General features: G+C 38.2%; 20 protein-coding genes. 9 read left to right on the top strand and 11 right to left on the bottom strand.

What is annotated here, in order from left to right:
• Positions 1-10: 10 nt before the first annotated feature.
• The 3 genes from H4J52_RS13930 to H4J52_RS13920 form a co-directional block, all read right to left on the bottom strand.
• Complete coding sequence (locus tag H4J52_RS13930; protein WP_182181286.1) at positions 11-1267, bottom strand: diguanylate cyclase; 1257 nt, start codon at positions 1265-1267, stop codon at positions 11-13.
• Positions 1268-1521: 254 nt separating this feature from the next.
• Entirely contained in the window at positions 1522-2259 is a 738-nt protein-coding gene (locus tag H4J52_RS13925; protein WP_182224956.1) for a helix-turn-helix domain-containing protein, read from the bottom strand.
• A gap of 262 nt (positions 2260-2521) precedes the next feature.
• Positions 2522-2725 (bottom strand): hypothetical protein, encoded by a 204-nt coding sequence (locus H4J52_RS13920; RefSeq protein WP_182224954.1) that lies wholly within the window; start codon positions 2723-2725, stop codon positions 2522-2524.
• Between the two features lie 180 nt (positions 2726-2905).
• On the opposite strand from H4J52_RS13920, the gene H4J52_RS13915 reads away from it, so the two are divergent.
• From H4J52_RS13915 to H4J52_RS13905, 3 genes are all read left to right on the top strand, one after another.
• Positions 2906-3226: a hypothetical protein gene (locus tag H4J52_RS13915; RefSeq protein ID WP_182181289.1), complete on the top strand. Its 321-nt coding sequence runs from the start codon at positions 2906-2908 to the stop codon at positions 3224-3226.
• A 239-nt stretch (positions 3227-3465) separates the two neighbouring features.
• Positions 3466-3720, top strand: coding sequence for a hypothetical protein (locus H4J52_RS13910; RefSeq protein WP_182181290.1), 255 nt, complete (start codon positions 3466-3468; stop codon positions 3718-3720).
• 54 nt (positions 3721-3774) lie between these two features.
• Positions 3775-4347: a DUF6363 domain-containing protein gene (locus H4J52_RS13905; RefSeq protein WP_220461096.1), complete on the top strand. Its 573-nt coding sequence runs from the start codon at positions 3775-3777 to the stop codon at positions 4345-4347.
• Between the two features lie 61 nt (positions 4348-4408).
• On the opposite strand, the gene H4J52_RS13900 is transcribed toward H4J52_RS13905, so the two are convergent.
• The 5 genes from H4J52_RS13900 to H4J52_RS13880 all read right to left on the bottom strand — a co-directional run bounded on the left by H4J52_RS13900 (position 4409) and on the right by H4J52_RS13880 (position 10641).
• Positions 4409-7123 carry an HAD-IC family P-type ATPase gene (locus tag H4J52_RS13900; protein WP_182181292.1) on the bottom strand — a complete coding sequence of 905 codons (2715 nt, stop codon included), beginning with the start codon at positions 7121-7123 and terminating at the stop codon, positions 4409-4411.
• Positions 7124-7518: 395 nt separating this feature from the next.
• A complete protein-coding gene (locus H4J52_RS13895; RefSeq protein ID WP_182181293.1) occupies positions 7519-7956 on the bottom strand; it encodes a universal stress protein in 438 nt (145 codons plus the stop codon).
• 43 nt (positions 7957-7999) lie between these two features.
• Positions 8000-8455: a cytochrome C gene (locus H4J52_RS13890; RefSeq protein WP_182181294.1), complete on the bottom strand. Its 456-nt coding sequence runs from the start codon at positions 8453-8455 to the stop codon at positions 8000-8002.
• A 206-nt stretch (positions 8456-8661) separates the two neighbouring features.
• Positions 8662-9903: a glutaredoxin domain-containing protein gene (locus H4J52_RS13885; RefSeq protein WP_182181295.1), complete on the bottom strand. Its 1242-nt coding sequence runs from the start codon at positions 9901-9903 to the stop codon at positions 8662-8664.
• 102 nt (positions 9904-10005) lie between these two features.
• The gene (locus H4J52_RS13880) at positions 10006-10641 is read right to left on the bottom strand and encodes an HPP family protein (RefSeq protein ID WP_182224950.1); all 636 of its coding nucleotides are present in this window, start codon (positions 10639-10641) and stop codon (positions 10006-10008) included.
• Between the two features lie 140 nt (positions 10642-10781).
• On the opposite strand from H4J52_RS13880, the gene H4J52_RS19695 reads away from it, so the two are divergent.
• From H4J52_RS19695 to H4J52_RS13870, 3 genes are all read left to right on the top strand, one after another.
• Positions 10782-11333 (top strand): helix-hairpin-helix domain-containing protein, encoded by a 552-nt coding sequence (locus H4J52_RS19695; RefSeq protein ID WP_259366738.1) that lies wholly within the window; start codon positions 10782-10784, stop codon positions 11331-11333.
• Between the two features lie 289 nt (positions 11334-11622).
• Positions 11623-11745: a hypothetical protein gene (locus tag H4J52_RS20060; protein WP_259367859.1), complete on the top strand. Its 123-nt coding sequence runs from the start codon at positions 11623-11625 to the stop codon at positions 11743-11745.
• Positions 11746-11782: 37 nt separating this feature from the next.
• A complete protein-coding gene (locus H4J52_RS13870; protein WP_182181297.1) occupies positions 11783-12118 on the top strand; it encodes a DUF5335 family protein in 336 nt (111 codons plus the stop codon).
• Between the two features lie 93 nt (positions 12119-12211).
• Here H4J52_RS13870 and H4J52_RS13865 read toward each other — a convergent pair whose 3' ends face one another.
• Both H4J52_RS13865 and H4J52_RS13860 read right to left on the bottom strand, forming a co-directional pair.
• Complete coding sequence (locus tag H4J52_RS13865) at positions 12212-12559, bottom strand: hypothetical protein (protein ID WP_182181298.1); 348 nt, start codon at positions 12557-12559, stop codon at positions 12212-12214.
• A 349-nt stretch (positions 12560-12908) separates the two neighbouring features.
• A complete protein-coding gene (locus H4J52_RS13860; RefSeq protein ID WP_182181299.1) occupies positions 12909-13742 on the bottom strand; it encodes a formate/nitrite transporter family protein in 834 nt (277 codons plus the stop codon).
• Positions 13743-13916: 174 nt separating this feature from the next.
• Here H4J52_RS13860 and fdhF point away from each other — a divergent pair, with 174 nt between their 5' ends.
• From fdhF to H4J52_RS13845, 3 genes are read left to right on the top strand one after another with little or no spacing between them, the layout of a single operon-like run.
• Positions 13917-16007, top strand: coding sequence for a formate dehydrogenase subunit alpha (gene fdhF / locus H4J52_RS13855; RefSeq protein WP_182224948.1), 2091 nt, complete (start codon positions 13917-13919; stop codon positions 16005-16007).
• A gap of 1 nt (position 16008) precedes the next feature.
• Positions 16009-17028 carry a 4Fe-4S dicluster domain-containing protein gene (locus H4J52_RS13850; protein ID WP_182224947.1) on the top strand — a complete coding sequence of 340 codons (1020 nt, stop codon included), beginning with the start codon at positions 16009-16011 and terminating at the stop codon, positions 17026-17028.
• A complete protein-coding gene (locus tag H4J52_RS13845; protein ID WP_182223770.1) occupies positions 17021-17860 on the top strand; it encodes an FAD-binding oxidoreductase in 840 nt (279 codons plus the stop codon). The genes H4J52_RS13850 and H4J52_RS13845 overlap by 8 nt, the downstream gene beginning before the upstream one ends.
• Here the strand turns inward: H4J52_RS13845 and ppsA are convergent.
• A complete protein-coding gene (gene ppsA / locus H4J52_RS13840; protein ID WP_182181303.1) occupies positions 17843-20293 on the bottom strand; it encodes a phosphoenolpyruvate synthase in 2451 nt (816 codons plus the stop codon). The two genes, H4J52_RS13845 and ppsA, sit on opposite strands and share 18 nt — an antisense overlap.
• Positions 20294-20317 lie beyond the last annotated feature (24 nt).

The following is a 20317-nucleotide window of genomic DNA, read 5'->3' as shown; positions in this document are numbered from 1 at the left end:
GCTATGGGTGTTATCTCGAACGATTACTCTCTTCGTGTTGTGCTATTATTTTAGCAATTTTTCTTTTAGCCATTTTTTCTATATCGCCAAATGAAAACGATACAGCAATGGTAAAACTCTTATCAGATGTTTTATCAACCCTCACCACCGTACCAAACATTAAGGTAGGATTTCTGCCATTAAATTTAATCGCTATTTGAATCGAATTATTCACACAATAATGTTGTGACGTTTCAAATGACACGCCACCAAAAGAAATATTCTGAGACGTTGCCTCTTGAATGGTAGCGCCATCAAAGTTTATTTCTTTCACCTTTATTTTTTTCACCAATGGTACCCGTAAATAATGGCGATTTTCATTTTTAAACACTTTAATATTATTTTTACCCGCACCTTTAGCTCGATATAAAGCACTATCCGCAGAAAAAATAAGTTCGTCAGACGTTTTTGCATGTGTGGGATAAACGGCTAATCCTCCACTGATAGAAACGTGAAGTTTGGAACCATTTTCTAGAAAGACCTTTTCCTTAACTTTCGAACGAATCCGATTACTCAGTATCAACGCATCTTTATAACCAGTGTTTGGCATAAGAATAACAAATTCTTCGCCGCCATAGCGCAGTGCAATGTCGCTTTGTCGTATTGAATTCGATAATAATTTTCCAAACTTATGCAAGACCAAATCGCCCACTTGATGTCCGTAAGTGTCATTGATAAATTTAAAGTCATCCAAATCGAAAAATACCAAAGACAACTCAGTATCTTCCCTTTGCGTTAACGCAAGCAAATGTATGAGGATGTCATTAAAGCAGTTTCGATTAAACAAGCCAGTGAGACTATCAATGGTAGAGTGATTGACTAGACTATCAAAGTGTTGATGGCTGGTAAGTTTTGGATTGCGGATTAATTGGCTCATATGCGTAGATAAATAGTCACAGATAATGGCAACCAAAGGTAATGGACGGCCAACTTGCTCGTTTAACCATAAGGCATGTAGTTTGACTTCTTGCCAACAGGTCATAGCTTCATCACGATTTAAAAGTAAATCAGCCATTTCTTGAAAGATGACTTGGCATGCGACATGGCGATATTTTTCTACTATATCATTAAGCTCACTCAACAATTTAAGGCCACAGGTTGATTGTTCGATACAATTAACGACATTTTGTTTAAGTGTATAAAAAAGGCTATCTTCATCCATTTTGTTAAAATCAAATTCATTGAACCAATTATCATTTGGTAAACCTTGAACGTGTTTATCTTGCATAAATTACTACTCCTCAATTTATTCAAAAAATTGAAAAAATTGAAAAAATTGAAATATTATACTTTTGACTAAATATTTTCAAAAAACAAAAATTTTTACATTTTATCTATGAAATAACGTACAACACTAACTGAATAAAAGTGATCTAATACTCATATCAACATAACACTACGATGACTTTATCCACCTGACTTTTGTCAGTCATTGTTTTAGTATTTATGTGATAAAGTAATTATACCGCTTACTTTTAATCTTTAACTCCCCGCTAACATCTGCAAGTGTTGCGTATCAACGATTGTTATATGTCGTCTATCTAGTTTTACACAGCCATCTTTTTTCATATTTGTTAATGTACGACTGACAGTTTCTGAAGCCAAACCTAAATAATTGCCAATATCATCACGTGACATGCTTAAATCAAATTCAGTATTTGAACAGCCAAGAACCCTATGATTTTCAGAAGCTTTAAGTAAAAAGGTGGCAACTCGATTATTTGCATTTTTTTTGCCCAACATATAAGTATTACTGTTCTCTTGTTTAAATTTATCAATAGCAAATTCAAACAACCAAGGCGGTATTAATTGCTTCAATGCCTCTTCTAATTTAACAATGGGTATAGAACAGACTGAGGAAGTTTCTAACGAAACAGCCGTACATATATTTTTATGAAAAGGCAGTGCATCAATGCCCAAAAGGTCACCCGGGCCATGAAAATTTAAAATTTGCTCTTCACCTACCTGATTGATTATAAATGTTTTAATAGAACCTGATTTAACAATATATAAGTTTTCTAATTTATCACCAACATGAAATATGTAGTCACTCGCTCTAAATAATTGATGCTTTGGCGTTGGAAAATTAGACAGTGTGTTTTTTATTTTATGTGCTACACAGCCATGATGCCTAATGCACGTACTACAAATATCCTTTAATACCTCAGTATTGCCTATATTATTAATCATAATTTCCCTCTTGTTATTAGAAAAATTCACCTTAAAGATTCATGCTGAACATCTTTTTAAAATAACATTAAATCAATTTTCAACAAGTACAAAGCAAGCCTAAACTATAATTTCAAATATGCTTATAGGGTAAAACCTGATACCTGACTATTTTTCAACACGCGGGTGTGCTTTATTAATACATAACTGATAATAACTAAGCTTGTTATTCGCTGAGAATAAATGTCAGTGTTGGTAAAAATAAAATGTCACAATATGTGAAGTTCAATTAATCAGTGATGTTTTGTACCATTTAACCTAATTCTTCACCGCGTTCGTCATATGACAACATTGGCTTTTTATCTTGGGTAAGTTTACCTATGGTTAGCATGAGTTTTTCTGGTATTGAACCATATATTAATCTTCTAGTAAGTTGAGCCTGCGTGTATATGGCCGATACCCCACAATAAAATAAAGCATCAAATATAATTAACTGATTAATGTCAGTTAACTTCATACACAAATAACTTAAAATTAAGAACGTGCTAAAAACTGAGTGTGCAGTGATGAGAATTAATCAACTGAATTTTGAAAGACCAACTCATGATGAAAAAAATAATTTTATCGAGTCGCTACTTTGAATTAAACGCGACATTTTAAAATCGATTTTAACGTAGTTTGTGATTGGAGTACAAAAATGACATTTACATCAATTATGTTTTTATTATTTATCATTATTACTTTATTTATTGTGGGTTATCAGCGTTCAATAGCTAAAACTTCACTAAAAAACAAAACCACCAACCAATTACTTGACATGAGGTTGGAGGCATTCATCGATTATAAACAAGCCAAAGCAATGAAACTTTATGGAATAATGGGCCATAGGGCACAAATAATGTGCAATATAGACAAAGCGTTAAGTAAAAAAAGATACCTGGCATCAAAAACAAACACAGTATTGGTAGACACAGTAAAATTAAAGCTGGGTAAAATACATAAGGTAATTCAAGGATGATACATACGCATATTCATTCAAATCATTTATTTTTTATAAAAATCAATCACTAGTGCTCTACCCTAAAACCACTTCAAAATGAAGGGTACAAGTAGAATTTCAGGCTAAACCTTCCTTTTAACCCGATTCAATTACCCCTTTTAAAAGAGAATTCAATGGTTAAAGGATGAAAGATATTACAGGTAACCTAATGAGCCAATTAACCTTTTCAAAGCGACAAATGAGCAACGTCAGTTATCATGCTAGTAACAAAAAAAGTTGCTTTAGTCGTTGAAGGTGTTGGCATGCTTAACATATTTGCAGCAGGAGTGCTCTACAGCTTCAATGAAAATAATTTCGACCCTTTTACCTTATATTTAGGCGTGTCTGCAGGTTCTATGAGTTTGGCTTCTCATTTAGCAGGACAATACCTCAGGAACTATTGTGTTCTCATGCATTGTGCAACTTCAGGTGCTTTTATTAGTAGCTGGAATTATTTACGTGGTGGCCATTAACTTAGACTGGCTGACAACAAAATGCCTTAAAAGCACCCATTAAACACCGTAGATATGATGAAAAAGCTTGCAGATAATGATAAAAAATTCATCGTGGTCTGCACTAATACTGAAACGGGTCAGCCTGATTATTTTTATCCGAATGCGACTAATGTTTTAACGGGTTCCTGTTGTGTTCCGCTTTTGTATCGTAATCCGGTATATCTTGCTGGTATACGTGTAATCGATGGTGGAATTGGTGATCCTATGCCCGTAAAAAAGGCTTACTTAGAAGGAGCAACCGATATTGTCATCATTCGTTCAAGAATAGGAAGCTACCGCGAAACTAAAGGTAGCCTAGAAAAGAAGCTTGGTTGTTTCCTCTATCGACACCCCCCCAACATTCACCGATCCATTTTAAATTTAGCCGACACTTATAATGAGGGTATCGCATTTATTGATAAGCCGCCGCTAGGTGTCACAACGTTTCAAATTGCGCCACAGCAACCACTAAAATCAAACATGGCGACCACAAATACAAAAACACTTGAACATGATTATCTACTAGGTAAGGAACTTGGCAAAAAATTTATTATGGATTCGCAAAACGACGTTAACATGCTCTTATTAGCTATTGTTAATAATTAACGCCCTGTTTAAAGGCTGCTTTCTTTAGTAAAAAGCCTGCAAGATACGGACAATCTACTATTCACCAAGTTAACCACTTAAGTACAAAGCTGTTTTCTCGACGGACAAAATAACGCCTAAGTTCATCACCCAATATGATCAATATAGCGAATGGGACACTTAATAAAAGTTGCCATACCTGCAATGGTTGTGTCGCAAAAAACTCATTAGCAACAGGGTGATAACTAATCAGTGCTAGCAAGCTTACTTCGCTTGCAATACCAAGTAATACCAGGCGATTACTCAGAAAACCAACGGTAAACAAACTTTGCCGACGTGTCCTGCATATAATCACATCTGCAATTTGGCAAATAATAATTGAGGCAAAAAAGGCAGTAACTGCGGTGCGATATAAAATATCGTTATTTGCTAACGCTTCTCCCCACTGCCAACCACCATTGAGCAACACCACAAAGAAACTAAAAAACCCAGCAAATGCTTGTAACATTCCAACAATGCCATAGCTCATAATCAACATATTTCGACTGAGTAATCTTTCGGCTCTAGGGCGTGGTCGCCTCTTCATCACATCACTCTCTGAGCGCTCTGTACCTAAGCCGAGTGCAGGTATAACATCGGTGCCCAAATCAATCGCCAAAATAAGCACAATTGTTAAGGCAAGTGGGAAGTCCAGCACCACATAAGCAATAAAGGGCAGAATTTCGGGGACATTACTGGTAAGAATGTAAGCAATAAACTTCTTAATATTTTCAAAAATAGTCCTACCTTCTTCTACCGCACTGACAATGGTTGCAAAATTATCATCCATTAACACCATATTACTGGCTTCTTTGGCAACATCTGTTCCTGTTATACCCATGGCGACACCTATATCGGCATTTTTTAAGGCAGGAGCATCATTAACGCCATCTCCCGTGACGCAAACGACTTCTCCTTGTTGTTGTAGCGCATTGACTATCTGTAGCTTTTGTTCGGGACTGGTGCGCGCAAAAATAATTTCTGGTTTACTCAGTAATGTTGATAGTTCGTTGGCAGACATTTGGCTTAATGCATCGCCAATAATAATGCAACCTTCCCCCTTAATTAAACCAATTTCACGGGCAATAGCATCAGCGGTAATACCATAATCGCCCGTGATCATAATAAGTTTTATACCCGCATCGTGACAGCGTTTTATTGCATCGGGGACTTCAGGACGAGCGGGGTCTATCATGCCAACAAGACCAATAAAAACAAACTCAGTCTCATTGTTTAGCTCAGGTGTCGATATCGTTTTAGACGCGAATGCTAATACCCGCTCTCCACGTAACGCTAACTTTTTAAAGTTATTCAAAATGGTAAGGCGTGAACTATCGGTCAGTGGCTTAGACTCGCCACTGTCAAAATATAAACTGCATTTTGCTAAAACGGTTTCCGGCGCGCCTTTTAAAAGTACATGGTAATTTGATTGCTGATCAATTTTATTGATGGTGATCATTCGCTTAGTCACACTGTCAAAAGGTAGCTCACTAATCCTGTTATCTCTTCGGTCTGTTTCTCTACCAAACAAGCCTTCAATATAACTTAATAAGGCCACTTCTGTGGGGTCGCCACTGTAACCAATGTTAACCATGTGGGCGTTATTACACAGGGTCATTATTTCAAAGAGTTGATGATATCCAGCTTGCGTTAAGATGTTCCGATCTTGTGATGAAAATATCTGATTATTAAGTACAACACTACTAACACTGATCTTATTTTGAGTAAGGGTACCCGTTTTATCAGTACAAATTACGGTAGTGCTGCCTAGCGTTTCGACACTCTCAAGGCTTTTAATTAACGCATTTTTCTTCGCCATGCGTTGACTCGCCATACTCAGTGATAATGTTACGGTGGGTAACAAGCCTTCAGGCACATTGGCGACAATAATACCGATAGCAAAAATTAAACTGGTAATTTGCCCTTTGCCCATAGCAACGCTGATTAAAAAGAAACTTATCCCCAGTACAATGGCGATCAATCCTATAATACGAATAAAATGACGCAGTTCTTTACGGATGGGTGTTTCAGTTTGCTCTGTTTCCTTGGTTAGCTTAATCACTTGTCCAAATTGAGTATTCATCCCCGTTGCACAAATAACGGCTTTACCATTACCACTTTGAACGAGTGTTCCTGATAACACCATATTACGACTTTTAAGCAGGCTTTGATCAGACGGTTGAAGGTCTCGCAGTTGTGGTTCACTCTCACCAGTTAAGCTACTCATATCAACCTTAAGTTGACTATGTTCAAGTAAACGTGCATCAGCACACACTCTATCGCCTTCATCCAACAACAAAATATCTCCAACAACAACATCAACGGCTTTGATATTCACCGTTTTATTGTCGCGTAAGACATTAACCATTTGAGGCAACATATCTTGGAAGCTTTCCATAATATGTTCATTGTGGCGTTCTTGAAGATAAGTAAAAGTGGCATTGAGAAAAACTACGCTTAGCAGGGCATAAGCAATGTAAATATTCCCTTGAGCGGGGTCAATATTTTCAGCTAGAAAAGCAAGTAAACTACCAATAAGTAATAGCACTGCAAAATAATTTTTAAACTGTAATAGAAACTTAATCATTTCAGATTTTGATTTTTTTACCACCAAAATATTAGCGCCGAATTGCGCACGACGTTGATTAACATCACCACTAGTTAAACCGTTCTCTCGGGCGCTAAGCTTTTCTAGTAGCTCATCTAAAGGAATATTGTGGGCATTCACTAATAGCTCCTTAACCGTTTTTTGTTGCATGATTAATAAAACCCTAGGCAAAATTGAAGTGAAATTGATTTTTAGTTTGTGTTATAGATGAGGGTGCTGGGATAGATAACATCAATGTTTGTCATGGCTAAACGTGCAGTCTCTCATCGCTAGCGATTCATCTACATGACTAAATCAGAGAGTTAATACACGCGTTATGAATGATGAATAGGCATCTATAACGGCTCTGAAAATAGCAATAACATTCATGTTATAAGTTAGCACAACCGTAAATTCATGCCTTGAGTTTTGTCAGGCAATACGCTGGTAAGTTTCTGGTTCGAGCGGTAATATCGCTTTATGCTAACTTTTGGCTAGCGTTTACCCGGGAGCTAAAGCAATATATATGTCTGTCGCTTTCTGACTCAATGCCTTGTAAATAGGTATCATGGAACAAGTACAATGGGTATACCAACACGATGGGCAAGTTTATTTGCAACACTGCCCAATAAAGCATCGATAAAGGGTGAGCGACCTCTTCGTCCCACAAATAACATATTGGCATGCTCATGCTTAACTTTGTTGATCAATATTTCGGCGGGTTCACCCCAAGAAAGCTCACTATCAAGTTGAACGTTTAGGTGGTTATATTTTTTTAACAAAGGTTTAATGATGTTCTCTTCAATTCGAGCTTCTTCTTCCTCTCTCGTTATCATCGGTGGCCCAATGCCTTCATACATCATTGGCTGTAGCCCTATCCAATTTAGAACATAAATTAATTTGACACGGTCACCCGATTTATCAGCAAGATTAATTGCACGTTCCACTGCTCTTTCAGAGTATTCACTGCCATCGATCCCTACTATGTATAGATGTTTAGTCATTTTTTTACCTGTCATATTATTGATGTTATCTGAAAATTTAAGTTTAATAACCGTAATATTCATACCTAGTCGAAGAGTAAGGTACTAATTCATAATGAGGTTGTAAAAAAACGACTAAGTCAACCAACTCTGCAACCGTCATGACGTCATTGAAATTTTTCATTAAGGACTGACCATCCTTTTGAATTAACGTAAACGCATATCCCCTAGAAAAACGATGAGAAGGGTTAATAATAGCCGTCACAAGCTCCGCATAAGTTTTTACCTTAGTCGTTTTTCTTCCAATTTTAACTGATATATTGTCGGTATTCTTAATATCAGGTTGCTGCACGCCTTCTAAAACATGGCATGACAAACATTCATATTTCAACAATACCGCTTTACCTTTGGCAACGTCTCCTTGCGGTAAACTAAATCCTCTAGGAGAATCAGGGCCATTATCACAACTGACTATGGTGAAAATAAATAAAACAAAAATGCCGATAATTAACGTTTTCATAAATACCTCATTATAATTGCTTGGGCTAGATGAATTTACCGTCCATATAGCGGCTGAACACTAACCTCATTACGTTTAACATGAAATAATGGAATACAAAGCATTCGTTGTAGACTACGCCAAAAAACTTGAGTGACACTGATATAGATCAGTTTTTAATATAAAGTTCTTTTATCGAATGAACACGTTGTATTTGGAAATAAAGGTCAACTCAACCACGATGGACGAAACAACATAACAAGTCCTAAGATGAACATGACGCTACCACTTATTAATTTTAAGCGTTGGCCTGCCTCAATAGATAGTTTTTGGCTACTTAACGCAATAACCGCAATGGAAACAGCTAGGGTATCGTCCAATATATAACCCAAAATATAGAGACCAATATAGCCGTAATACATCGGCATCGATAACTCTTGTTGAGTCAAAATTGCCGTATACAACGCCGGAAATCCTGCCGTACACAATAATTCAATGAAATTGACAACAATCGCTAAAACAATGACTCCCAATAACGAAAGCCATAAAGCATGAGCATTGATGATTTTTCTCATTTGCGAATATAGGCCCGGCTTTGCGGTTTGGGGAATAGAGAGTGAAAATTTTATTCTTTGACTGAAAAAATCTCTGATATTTAAACTAGCCATCAATAACGCCAGCCCTCCCAACATTCTCACCACTGTTGTTGATAGACCAATATACATAAAAAGGTTTAGCCAAGCCGCTATAAACGCATAGTAAACCAGACCACTAACGACCACAAAAGTACCCGCGATAATGGCCATTTTCTTTCGGTCGCGTAAATGAACTAAGAGCGAGAGTAAAAATAGTAAAACCCACATAGCGCAGGGATTAAAACCATCAAGCAAGCCAATAACGAAGGTAAATACGGGTAAGCCAAAACGATCAACACTTATATTCCCTAGCACTTGAGAATCAATACTCTGTTGTGGTTGCTGTATGACTGTTTTTATTTGTGATGATCCTTCCCGACTCAAGAGTGCCACTAATTCTGGACCCGTATCTTCAGCGCTATGAAAACCAACATGAATTTTATCGCCAAAAATAAATGTTGGCACGCCAGGTGGCCATACGCCCGCTTTTTTTGAACGTGAGATAAGCGCTTCCCTTGCAACGCTATTATTGTCAATTGAATGGATCACTATACGTAAATGCGGATAATGGTTTACTAAAATAGGTAAGAATTTTTTTGCCTCTGCACAATGCGGGCAGCCCTCGCGAACGAACACTTCAAGAAAAGGCTTTTCAACAACATTTGTTTGATTTTCTATCGCATAGGCTGTGGGTATAGTAAAAAATAAAAAGGCAAATAATAAGTAACATTTAATAAATAAAACCACTAATAATAGAGTTGAATAGCCAGTTTTTCTCGTATCTAGCGAGCTAGTATCTTTCTTAAAAAATTGGACATTACGTGCTTTTTTCAACGTTAATAAACCTTATAGATATCATTGATAACACCCCAGTCAAATAGGTTGTTCATTCCTTTTTATAATGATAAACAAGTGAAATTTACCAACGTTAAAGGACTAAACCCAAAACTCAATGGGTTCGTTTTTTACTATCGTTTTCAAAATGTCACTGCGCGTTATGATCCCCAGCAAATCGCCTAAATCGTTTGTTATCGGCATTGCACCTAAATATTGACTAAGCATGACTTGGCAAATTTCTCGAATATTCGTTTTTGGTGAAGCGGTAACAATCCAGTTATTCATCAACGCTTTAATTGGGTTTTTGGCTTGATTTCCTGTTTTATGAAGAACAGCGTGAGCTAACATATCACGGTCGGAAACAATGCCAATCAACCATTTATATTCACTTAATATCGGAAAATGATGAAATTTATGCAACTGAAACTTATTCCATGCCTCATCATAAAGCGTTTTTTCTGATAAAGACGCCACTGGGTGCGACATTATTTCTTCAGCAAAAAGGACTAATCTGCGCTTGTCCTTGGTATTGTCTTGATACGTTAAATTAATAACGTTTACATGTTTATCGGACGGAGCAGAATTATCCGTTAATTCTTGATAAATATTCTTTTTCTCATCCGAAAGTTTTTTCATTCTAGCAAACGCTGATAATGGTTCTACTTCTTTTTTGATCCTTAAACGGTCATCTCTGACAGGAACCGGTAACCCCATGCTATAAATCCAATAAGTCATAATCACGCTTCGATGAGTATTTCAAATAGTGAGCGTTGATGATGTTGTGATCTTCGCTAATTTACACTGATCTAAATCAGTGCACGGTTATTATTTTCTTATATAGTAAATGTCATTTATATTAATATGGAGAGATTTTGATGACAGCCTTTAATAAAAAAGTTGCTCAAAACCTTCGTAAGATAGCGGCGTTGCTCAAAGAACAAGACGCTAATTATTTTCGCTGTCAAGCCTATTTGCATGCCGCTCAAACAATAGAAAATTTACCACGAGACCTTAGAGTATTATTCGAAGAACAAGGTATCCAAGGACTTATTCATCTTCCCACTATCGGTACCGGTATCGCTCATTTGATTTACGAGCATATAAGCACGGGTCGAATGTCAAAACTAGAAAACTTGCAAGGATCATCAGATCCTGTCTCTTTATATCAGGTGATCCCAACAGTTGGCAGAGAATTGGCTCAAAGAATTCATGACAAACTTCATGTTAATACACTAGAAGAACTGGAAAGTGCCGTTCACACAGGCCAACTAAACCAGGTTGAAGATTTAGGAAAAAAACGCCAACAAGCAATAACTGACTGGCTTTCTAATATTTTTAATGAGCGAAATAAAAATCTCAGCGGCTATACCAGTAGATTCGATGAAAAAAAAAATTGGCCCGAGTGTTTCTCTGTTACTAAAAATTGATGCCCAATACCGCACTAAAGCTCAAGCAAAAAAATGACCTCTTATTGCGCCTAAACGATTTAATTTAGAAAATAAAGCATGGCTGCCTATTTTGCATGTAACACAGGAAAAGTGGCATTTTACTGCTATTTATTCAAATACCGAACGTGCGCATAAATTAGACAAAGTTTTTGATTGGGTGGTTATTTTTTTTCTATGATAATCACCATCAATAAGGCCATCATACCGTTGTAACTAAGACCCATGGTAATAACATAGGGAAACGCGTAGTCAGGGGTAGAGAGTATGAATGTCGAATATTTTACGAAACATCAAAGCAGGCTGTATAAACAAAACCATTAATATTTTTGGCACTTTATCCAAAAATAAACGTTCGACTGATCTTGCTCAAGTGATCAATTACATCATTTAGTTTAATACCGGCAAACTATCATTAAGGAAATAAGTAAATGACAAAATATGAGATAGAACCTTTCAATTGGCAATATTTGCTAAATCAGCTTTCAATAGAATTAGAGAACAAAACAATTCACGTGGAAATAATAGGAGAAAGTATCGGAGATCTATTTAAAGCCCGAGACATGACCTTAATAGAGCTGATTTATGACAATAAAAAAGATACAGTTAAAATTGTGTGTGACCACCTGGTTCACTTGATAAAGTCACCATTAACTATTTCTTTTCAACAAGACCAAGGTGTTATGAATGCAATCGAAATTCTTGATGATCATGTTAAAAAGAATGTTGTTAAATTTAAAGACCCGTTTTTAGTCCCGCGCCCGTAATACATCAATAATTAGGTTGATTTATTTACTTTCACCTTACGCAAAGCAAATTTTATATATTGATCAACTTTGTCTGTTGATCAACATAGTATACTAATATCGCACATGTTCTAAATGAAGCTTATTTTGATAGGAGTCTTTTCTATGATCCTCAAACAAAGAGATGAAAACCGCCTTTTTTCTATTAAGCAAGTTTGTCGCTTCAACAGAAAAACAACTTCCTACAACAACCAATTGAGGATCAGACGATTCCCCAAGACTCTTTAATGATTTTTCTACCAGGCCACTTTTCACTACATTTCGTTTGTCATGCGGGAAGATAATCAAAGAACAGGTATCTAGCAGTTGCGATTCGCAGGTAACAGCAAGATCTTTATATTTAGTGGGTACTCTTTCTTTAACCAAGTTAGAGGGTAAGTTTCTCAATATACGAAATTTCATAAGTGCTCCATAGCTTTGTTAAAATTAAAATAAATAAACGTCTTATTTTTTAACCGATTAAAATGAAGTAACATCAACAATTGATGAGACACACGCAAAACTTACCAAAACACTTTTGATCATGAACTGATTAATGTCAGTAAGTGCACAGTTCATATCAAAATAGCTAATACATAAGTAAAATAATATCTAAACTGACGAGTAAAAATCAACAGCAAGCGGGCTGAGCTGGTTTCAGATGAAACATTCAGCCATGTTACTCAAAGGCCTGTTGCTATGTTAAGTTCTTTGGGTAAATAGAAGCCTTTTATCATCCCTAAATTTTTTAATGTGGTGTAGGCCAAAAAACTTATTTTTCGTTTGGTGGCGTATTGTTTCTACGATAAATAATGTGGTAAACAATGCCCACTAACAGACTGCCACCCACTAAGTTTCCCAATATAACCGGTAATAAGTTATTAAAAAAACCAGCCCAAGTAACCGTTTCTGCCGCTAAGCTTGTGGTATTAAAAACTTTTTCTAACATGGCTAACGGAATAATATACATATTAGCAATACAGTGTTCAAAACCTGCCGCAACAAAAGCAGAAATAGGAAAAACAATGGCTATCGCTTTATCGATAACAGTACGTCCTGCAAAAGCCATCCATACTGCCATGCACACCAATACATTACATAACACTCCTTTAAAAAAAGCACTCCAAAATGGCATCGCGGTTTTTACCATCGCTATCTTTATATACTGATCAGCAATTGCGCCATTATTCATTTCGGTATGACCCGAAAGAAACACTAATACCGCCAAGCCTGCAGCACCAACAAAGTTAGCAAAGCAAACTATAATCCAGTTTCTCAGGAGCTCTACACTCGTTATTTTCCCCCCTGCCCACGCCATGACTAACAAATTATTACCCGTAAATAATTCTGCGCCAGCAACAATCACCAAGATTAGCCCTAAAGAAAATGCCAAACCGCCAACCACTTGGCTAGTAGCGAAGCCAAGGGAAGCATCAGATTTAATTAAGACAAAATAAAGCGCTCCCAAACCTATAAATGCACCTGCAAGTACACCTAACATGAACAAAGATAGAAAAGGTAAATGCACTTTTACAACACCGACATCATTTACCCGTTGAGCAATTTCTTTAGGTGAAAATGCATCAGAGCCGAATATTTCAGACATAGTTATTTCCTTAATAACATACCTTGGTGATTTTACTTTAGCTTTATAAAGGTGAGCAACCTAACTAAAGTAAGCATCGCCTGATTTAAATCAGGCAAGTAATAGTTAGTCTAAAAAACGTCCAATACTTACTGCTACACTGGTGAGATAAATGGATTATAAGAAGGTGTTGTTATGTGTGCCGATCTCGTTAAAACAATCTGCCCTTTTTGCGGCGTTGGTTGTGGCATGTGTTTAAAAATAAATGAGCAAGGTCAACTACTGAGTGTAGAGCCACAACAAAACCATCCTATAAGTCAGGGGAAACTCTGTGAAAAAGGTTGGAGCACTCCTTACGCTATTAATACCAATGAACGGATAACTCAACCATTAAAGCGTATCAACAAAAAATTTTATCCGATTAGCTGGCAAGAAGCATTAACCACCATAGCTTGTGAGTTAACCTCGATAATTGATGAGTCAGGTAGTCAAACTGTAGGGATTATTAGTAGCGCTAGAGCCAGTAATGAGGATAATTATGCCGCGCAAAAATTTGCCCGTGCGGTATTAAAAACCAATAATATTGACCATTGCGCCAGAATTTGTCACAGCCCAACGGTTGCAGGTCTAAAACAATCTTTAGGCTCTGGTGCTATGACCAATAGCGCCAAAGACATTTTTGACACTGATTTAATATTAGTTTTTGGCGCTGATCCTACCGAAAACCATAGCATTTTGGGTGGGCATATCATGCAAGCGCACGCTCAAGGTACTGAACTGATTGTTGTTGATCCCAGAGTAACTCGCCTTGCCAAGCTAACCTCCATGCATTTACAACTAAAACTCGGCAGTAATATTGCGTTAATCAACGCGTTATTGCATGTCATCATAAAAGAGCAATGGTTCGATAAAAACTTTATTTCGTCACGTACTCAGGGGTTTGAGCAACTAGCACTGCATGTAAAAGATATAACCCCAGAATCAGTTGAGAGTATTACAGGCGTTAGCGCTGAGTTAATTCGCACCACAGCAAGAGCTTATAGCCAAGCAAAACGCGCGATGATTTTCTACGGCATGGGCATAACCCAATATGTAAGCGGCACTAACAATGTTATCTCGCTGGCTAATTTAGCATTAAGCTGTGGTCATATAGGTAAAGTAGGTACTGGCGTTAACCCACTGCGAGGACAAAACAACGTGCAAGGAGCATGTGACATGGGCTGTTTACCAAATGTTTTCCCCGGTTATCAAGGGGTAGCTGAATTAGAAAGCCAAGAAAAATTTAGCAACGCATGGGGAGCAAAAATCGCTCAGCAGCCGGGGTTAACGTCGCTTGGCATGACTAAAGCGGCTCAATCAGGCGATTTTCACGCCTTACTACTTTTTGGGGAGGATCCTGTGGTAACCGATCCCGATCAAAATCATGTAAAATCGTCTTTAAAGAATCTTGATTTATTGGTGGTCGCCGAACTCACCATGACAGAAACGGCAAAATTGGCCGATATTATTTTACCTGCAGCTTCTTTTGCCGAAAAAGACGGTACCTTTACCAATTGCGAGCGACGCGTACAAAAAGTAAATCAAGCCTTAGCACCACGGGGTGAAGCTAAAGGTGATTGGCAATGGTTACAAGCGCTCGCCAAGCAAATGGGTAGTCAGTTACTAAACTGGCAAAACAGCGAAGAAGTATTTAATGAGATGGCCTCGTTAACTCCTGATTATCAAGCGATGACTTACCAAAAAATTAGTGATAACTCAGGCTTACAATGGCCATGCACCTTTGATGCTCCAGAGGGCACGTCTATTTTACATCAACAAAGTTTTCCTATTGGTAGAGCACGATTTATTTGCGTTAATCACGTTCATATCGATGAGCCAATCGATGACCTCTTTCCACTATTATTAACCACTAACCGTTTACATTTTCACTATGGTTGTGGCTCAATGACGCGTAAATCTCCTTTATTAGAAAGAGAAACACCGCCTGGCCTTCTCTTTATTAATCCTATTGATGCTCAGGCACTCGATATTACCCATCAAGCGCCAGTGAGTATTAAGTCTCGTCGCGGCTATGTTGAAACTCGCGCTATGCTCAGTGACGATGTACCTGTTGGTTTAGTTGCTATGCCTTATCATTTTAAAGAAGCACCCTCTAATCAGCTGACGAATACTGCACAAGACCCTGTCACCAAAATGCCTGAGCTTAAAGCTTGTGCCGTTGCGGTAACCCCATTAGCCAAAGGACAACCCCCTAAAACAATACAACAACTACAAGGCGAGCAATAATATGGAAATTTATCTGCTAGATAATTTGGACTTGCTTCAGCAACATTTACTCATTCAACATCAACTTTATCAAGTCATCGAAGATGACAATGGGCAGTGTTCTTGGCAACAGCAAACTAAAGAAGGTAATGCCCCCCTTATTGCCAAGCTGCCCCAAAGCTCAGCTAAAGATTTTTTCTTTGCTGAACATGAAAACTTACTGATTTTTAATGGTGAATATTTTCAAGAAACGCTACCAAAACCTGCCCCTTTTGTATTGTTTGGTGCACTAAGCTGTGACCTTACTGCCATCAGTTACCAAGATAAATTCTTTAAAGACGACCCTTATTATCAAGCAAGGCGTCAACACTGTTTACTCGTAGGACTTGATTGCGTAAGGCCATGTCAGCAAGGATTTTGTCCAACGGTAGATGCGGGCCCAGGGGTTAGAGAGCACAGTGCTGACATGATTTTACATCCTTTAGAAAACCAACAATGGTTAGTGATCACGACGAGTGATAAAGGTAGTGAAGCAGTTAAAGGCTTAGCACTTAGCGTCGCACACTGGCATTTATTAACTCAACGCGATCTTGTCTTACATCAATGTGAACAAGACTTTCCCGACAACACTTATATTACTCAAGCGATAGACAAGCTTAATAGCGGCGAAATTAAGGATTCATTTTGGCAGCAACTGGCGGTGCAATGCCTTGGCTGTTCGGGGTGTACCACCTTATGTCCTACTTGTTCTTGTTATAGCACTCGCAGTATTACTGTTGAATCGGAGCAGAAAAAAGTGATAAAACAGCAACGCTTTTGGGACTCTTGCCTTTATGAAGGTTTTCAACGAGAAGCCAGTTTTCACAACCCTTCAAGCGATGCTGGTAAAAGAGTTCAACGATTTTGGCACCATAAATTTGGCAATGAGTTTTTCACTGAATTTAACCGCCATGGCTGTGTAGGATGTGGCCGCTGCGAGCAAACTTGCCCTGGTGTTATTGGCATACATAGCGTAATGAAAAGGATTAATAGCGATGCTTAATCATACTCCAGATGCAATTGAATTAGTGGATTATATTGATGATGGTGAAAAGGCTCGTCATTATCAATTTCGCTTGCGCAACATAACTAGCCAGGCAACAACGTACGACTGGCAAAGTGCCCAACCTGGACAGTTTTTTATGCTCAATGTCCCCAGTATTGGTGAAGCCGCTTTTACTTTTACTGAGCCTCCTAATGAACAAGGAGAGTTTCGTGCTTTAATTCGTCAAATGGGTAAACTTACCCATACTTTATTTACCCTGCCCAAAGGTGAAATTCTTGGTGCTCGTGGTCCTTTTGGACATGGGTGGCCGTTAGAGGAAATTATTGGCAAAAATATTATTATTATTGCTGGTGGTTGCGGCTTAGCACCTTTAGTCAATTTAATTAATGGTTTGATTGATAATCTAGCAGATGATCAACGAGTCGTCTTAGTTTATGGGGCACAAAGCAAGCGAGCGCAATTATTGTCTCCTGAACGTGAACGTTGGCAAGCGCATATTAAAATTTATAACACCTTAAATGAAATAAAAGATCAATACACCTTAGCCGAAAATGAAAGCCAAGGGACACCACTGGATATAATAGATACAGCAATGTCTGCCTTTACCAAGCCACCAGCAACAGCACTCCTTTGCGGCCCCGAAATAATGATGTACCGCGCTGCAAAACAGTTAGTTAATAAGGGAATGACCAACGATGCTATTTTTCTCGCCATTGAAAGACGTATGCATTGCGCCGTTGGGCTATGTGGTCATTGCTATTTACATGAACACTATGTTTGCAAAAAGGGTCCTACGTTTAGTTGGCAAGAATTACAATCCCTCGTTTAGGGATAATTGCTTTTGTTCAGCCTTAGCGATATGAATACTTGCTTTAACAACAGAGTCTGGGTTTAAGGAAATTGAATCGATACCAGCTTCCACCAAAAATTCGGCAAATTCAGGATGATCAGATGGCGCTTGCCCACAGATCCCTACTTTACAATGGTGCTGATGAGCCACTTGGATCATTTGCGCAATCATGATTTTTACCGCCTCATTTCTCGCATCAAATAAGGGTTTTAATTCGATGGAGTCTCTGTCTATACCCAACACTAATTGCGTCAAATCATTACTGCCAATAGAAAATCCATCAAAACGTTGGGCAAACTGCTCAGCTAAAATAATATTTGATGGGATTTCACACATAACGTAAACCTGCAAACCATTAAGACCACGAGTGAGTCCTGCCTCTGCCATTACCGCTAATACTTGGTCAGCTTCACTGGGCGTTCGACAAAAGGGGATCATAACAATAATATTATCAAAGCCCATCTCTTGACGAGCTTTGATAATGGCTTTGCACTCTAGTTTGAAAGCATCTCGATAAAGCGGATGATAATAACGAGAGGCACCACGTAGCCCTAACATAGGGTTTTCTTCTTCAATTTCAAAAAATTCACCCGCTAATAAACCTCGGTATTCATTTGATTTAAAATCTGACATACGCACAATCACAGGTTTAGGATATTGCGACGCTGCGATTTTACCAACACCTAAAGCAAGTTTATCAATAAAATAATCAGGAGGATTTTGATACCCTTGGGTTAATTGGTCTATTTTAGCGCGCACCTTGTTATCGCTTATTTTTTCAGGCTGTATCAACGCCATGGGATGTAAACAAATTTGGCTAGAAATAATGAATTCAATACGCGTTAAACCAATGCCCGCAACGGGTAATGACCACCACTGAAAAATACCATCAGGCATGGCCGCATTGATCATAATATCTGTTTTAGTTGTTGGTATATCAGCTAAATTAACCGCATGTTCTTCAAAAGCTAATTTGCCTTGATACACTTTTCCTATTGAACCCTGTGCACAACTTAACGTCACCTCTTGCTCATTTTGCAATAACTGTGTGGCATTTTCACAACCGACAATAGCGGCTACTTTTAACTCGCGACTTACAATGGCCGCATGACTGGTTGGACCGCCACTATCCGTTATAATTCCTGCCGCTCTACGCATAATTGGCACCCAATCAGGATCCGTTTTTTGCGTCACTAGAACCGCCCCATCTGGAAATTTATCGATATCTTTAGGGCTATCTATTTTAAATACGTTCCCTGTAGCAATAGCGCTGCCGACACTTGCCCCTTGAACAAGCACTGTTGACTCTTCTTTTAGCTGATAATTTACTAAGACTGAGCCCACCTTTTGCGACTCTACTGTTTCAGGCCTCGCCTGAACGATATAAAGTTGCTGGCTAACAGAGTCTTTCGCCCATTCCATATCCATAGCACAGCCATAGTGTTGCTCTATTTTGACTGCCCAGCGAGCAAGAATTAGAATTTCATGGTCCTTAAGAACGAGTGTCGCTCTCTCATCCTCACTCGTATCAAGGGTAATAGTTGGCTGTTCTAGTGATGAGGAAAACAGCATTTTTTGACGTTTGTTACCACAGTTTTTTTCAATAATAGGTCGCAAGTGTTCTTGGTTAAGTAAAGGCTTATAAACCATAAAACTATCGGGTGTTACTGTGCCCTTAACAATGGTTTCACCCAACCCCCAGGCGCCATTTATCACGACAACATCAGGAAAACCTGTTTCAGTGTCAAGACTAAACATCACTCCGGCACAATGAGCGTTAAGCATTTGTTGAACACCAACACAAAGCGCCAATTGTTGATGGTCAAAGCCTTGCTCTTGGCGGTAAACGATTGCTCTATCAGTATAAAGTGAAGCAAAGCATTGACGACAAGCTTCAAGCAAATTGTCTTCACCAGTAACATTTAAATAGCTTTCTTGCTGACCGGCAAAACTCGCTTCAGGCAAATCTTCAGCGGTGGCTGAGCTTCTAACCGCGACACTGATATTGTCTTGTTCTTTTTCTTGAGAATTTTCTTTAGAAATCCGCTTTGAAAGCTCTTTATAGGCGCTACAAATTTCTTCTTGTTGCGTTGCTGTGAAATCTCCTTGGCTGATCAATGCCCTAATAGCTTTCCCCGTTAATGCTAAACTTTTAGCACCGGCAATATATGATTGTAAGTGTTGCTTAATAAGTTCATCAAGGTTGTTTTGACTTAAAAAGTCACGAAATAATTGGGCGCTAGTGGCAAAACCTGTAGGCACCGCAATGCCACTTTTCGACATAGCCGTGATCATTTCCCCTAGGCTCGCATTTTTACCGCCTACTTTAGCGACATCGGCAATGGTTAACTCATCAAACCAATAGAGGTAAGGACTATTAATATGAGTAGAAATATTAGCGTTATTGATCATGATGCTCTTCCTTATTTTTTGATT

The sequence above is a fragment of the Colwellia sp. MB02u-14 genome, assembly GCF_014076915.1.
Lineage (GTDB): Bacteria > Pseudomonadota > Gammaproteobacteria > Enterobacterales > Alteromonadaceae > Colwellia_A.
This window is presented reverse-complemented; position numbering and strand designations above follow the sequence as displayed.

Bases quoted from the DNA above. Each gene is read 5' to 3' on its own strand.
- H4J52_RS13910 (WP_182181290.1), top strand. From the start codon at position 3,466: ATGCTAGTAACAAAAAAAGTTGCTTTAGTCGTTGAAGGTGTTGGCATG.
- H4J52_RS13930 (WP_182181286.1), bottom strand. From the start codon at position 1,267: ATGCAAGATAAACACGTTCAAGGTTTACCAAATGATAATTGGTTCAAT.
- H4J52_RS13890 (WP_182181294.1), bottom strand. From the start codon at position 8,455: ATGAAAACGTTAATTATCGGCATTTTTGTTTTATTTATTTTCACCATA.
- H4J52_RS13880 (WP_182224950.1), bottom strand. From the start codon at position 10,641: ATGACTTATTGGATTTATAGCATGGGGTTACCGGTTCCTGTCAGAGAT.
- H4J52_RS13845 (WP_182223770.1), top strand. From the start codon at position 17,021: ATGCTTAATCATACTCCAGATGCAATTGAATTAGTGGATTATATTGAT.
- H4J52_RS13850 (WP_182224947.1), top strand. From the start codon at position 16,009: ATGGAAATTTATCTGCTAGATAATTTGGACTTGCTTCAGCAACATTTA.
- H4J52_RS13870 (WP_182181297.1), top strand. From the start codon at position 11,783: ATGACAAAATATGAGATAGAACCTTTCAATTGGCAATATTTGCTAAAT.
- H4J52_RS13865 (WP_182181298.1), bottom strand. From the start codon at position 12,559: ATGAAATTTCGTATATTGAGAAACTTACCCTCTAACTTGGTTAAAGAA.
- H4J52_RS13900 (WP_182181292.1), bottom strand. From the start codon at position 7,123: ATGCAACAAAAAACGGTTAAGGAGCTATTAGTGAATGCCCACAATATT.
- H4J52_RS13920 (WP_182224954.1), bottom strand. From the start codon at position 2,725: ATGAAGTTAACTGACATTAATCAGTTAATTATATTTGATGCTTTATTT.
- H4J52_RS13860 (WP_182181299.1), bottom strand. From the start codon at position 13,742: ATGTCTGAAATATTCGGCTCTGATGCATTTTCACCTAAAGAAATTGCT.
- ppsA (WP_182181303.1), bottom strand. From the start codon at position 20,293: ATGATCAATAACGCTAATATTTCTACTCATATTAATAGTCCTTACCTC.
- H4J52_RS13915 (WP_182181289.1), top strand. From the start codon at position 2,906: ATGACATTTACATCAATTATGTTTTTATTATTTATCATTATTACTTTA.
- H4J52_RS19695 (WP_259366738.1), top strand. From the start codon at position 10,782: ATGACAGCCTTTAATAAAAAAGTTGCTCAAAACCTTCGTAAGATAGCG.
- fdhF (WP_182224948.1), top strand. From the start codon at position 13,917: ATGTGTGCCGATCTCGTTAAAACAATCTGCCCTTTTTGCGGCGTTGGT.
- H4J52_RS20060 (WP_259367859.1), top strand. From the start codon at position 11,623: ATGTCGAATATTTTACGAAACATCAAAGCAGGCTGTATAAACAAAACC.
- H4J52_RS13895 (WP_182181293.1), bottom strand. From the start codon at position 7,956: ATGACTAAACATCTATACATAGTAGGGATCGATGGCAGTGAATACTCT.
- H4J52_RS13905 (WP_220461096.1), top strand. From the start codon at position 3,775: ATGATGAAAAAGCTTGCAGATAATGATAAAAAATTCATCGTGGTCTGC.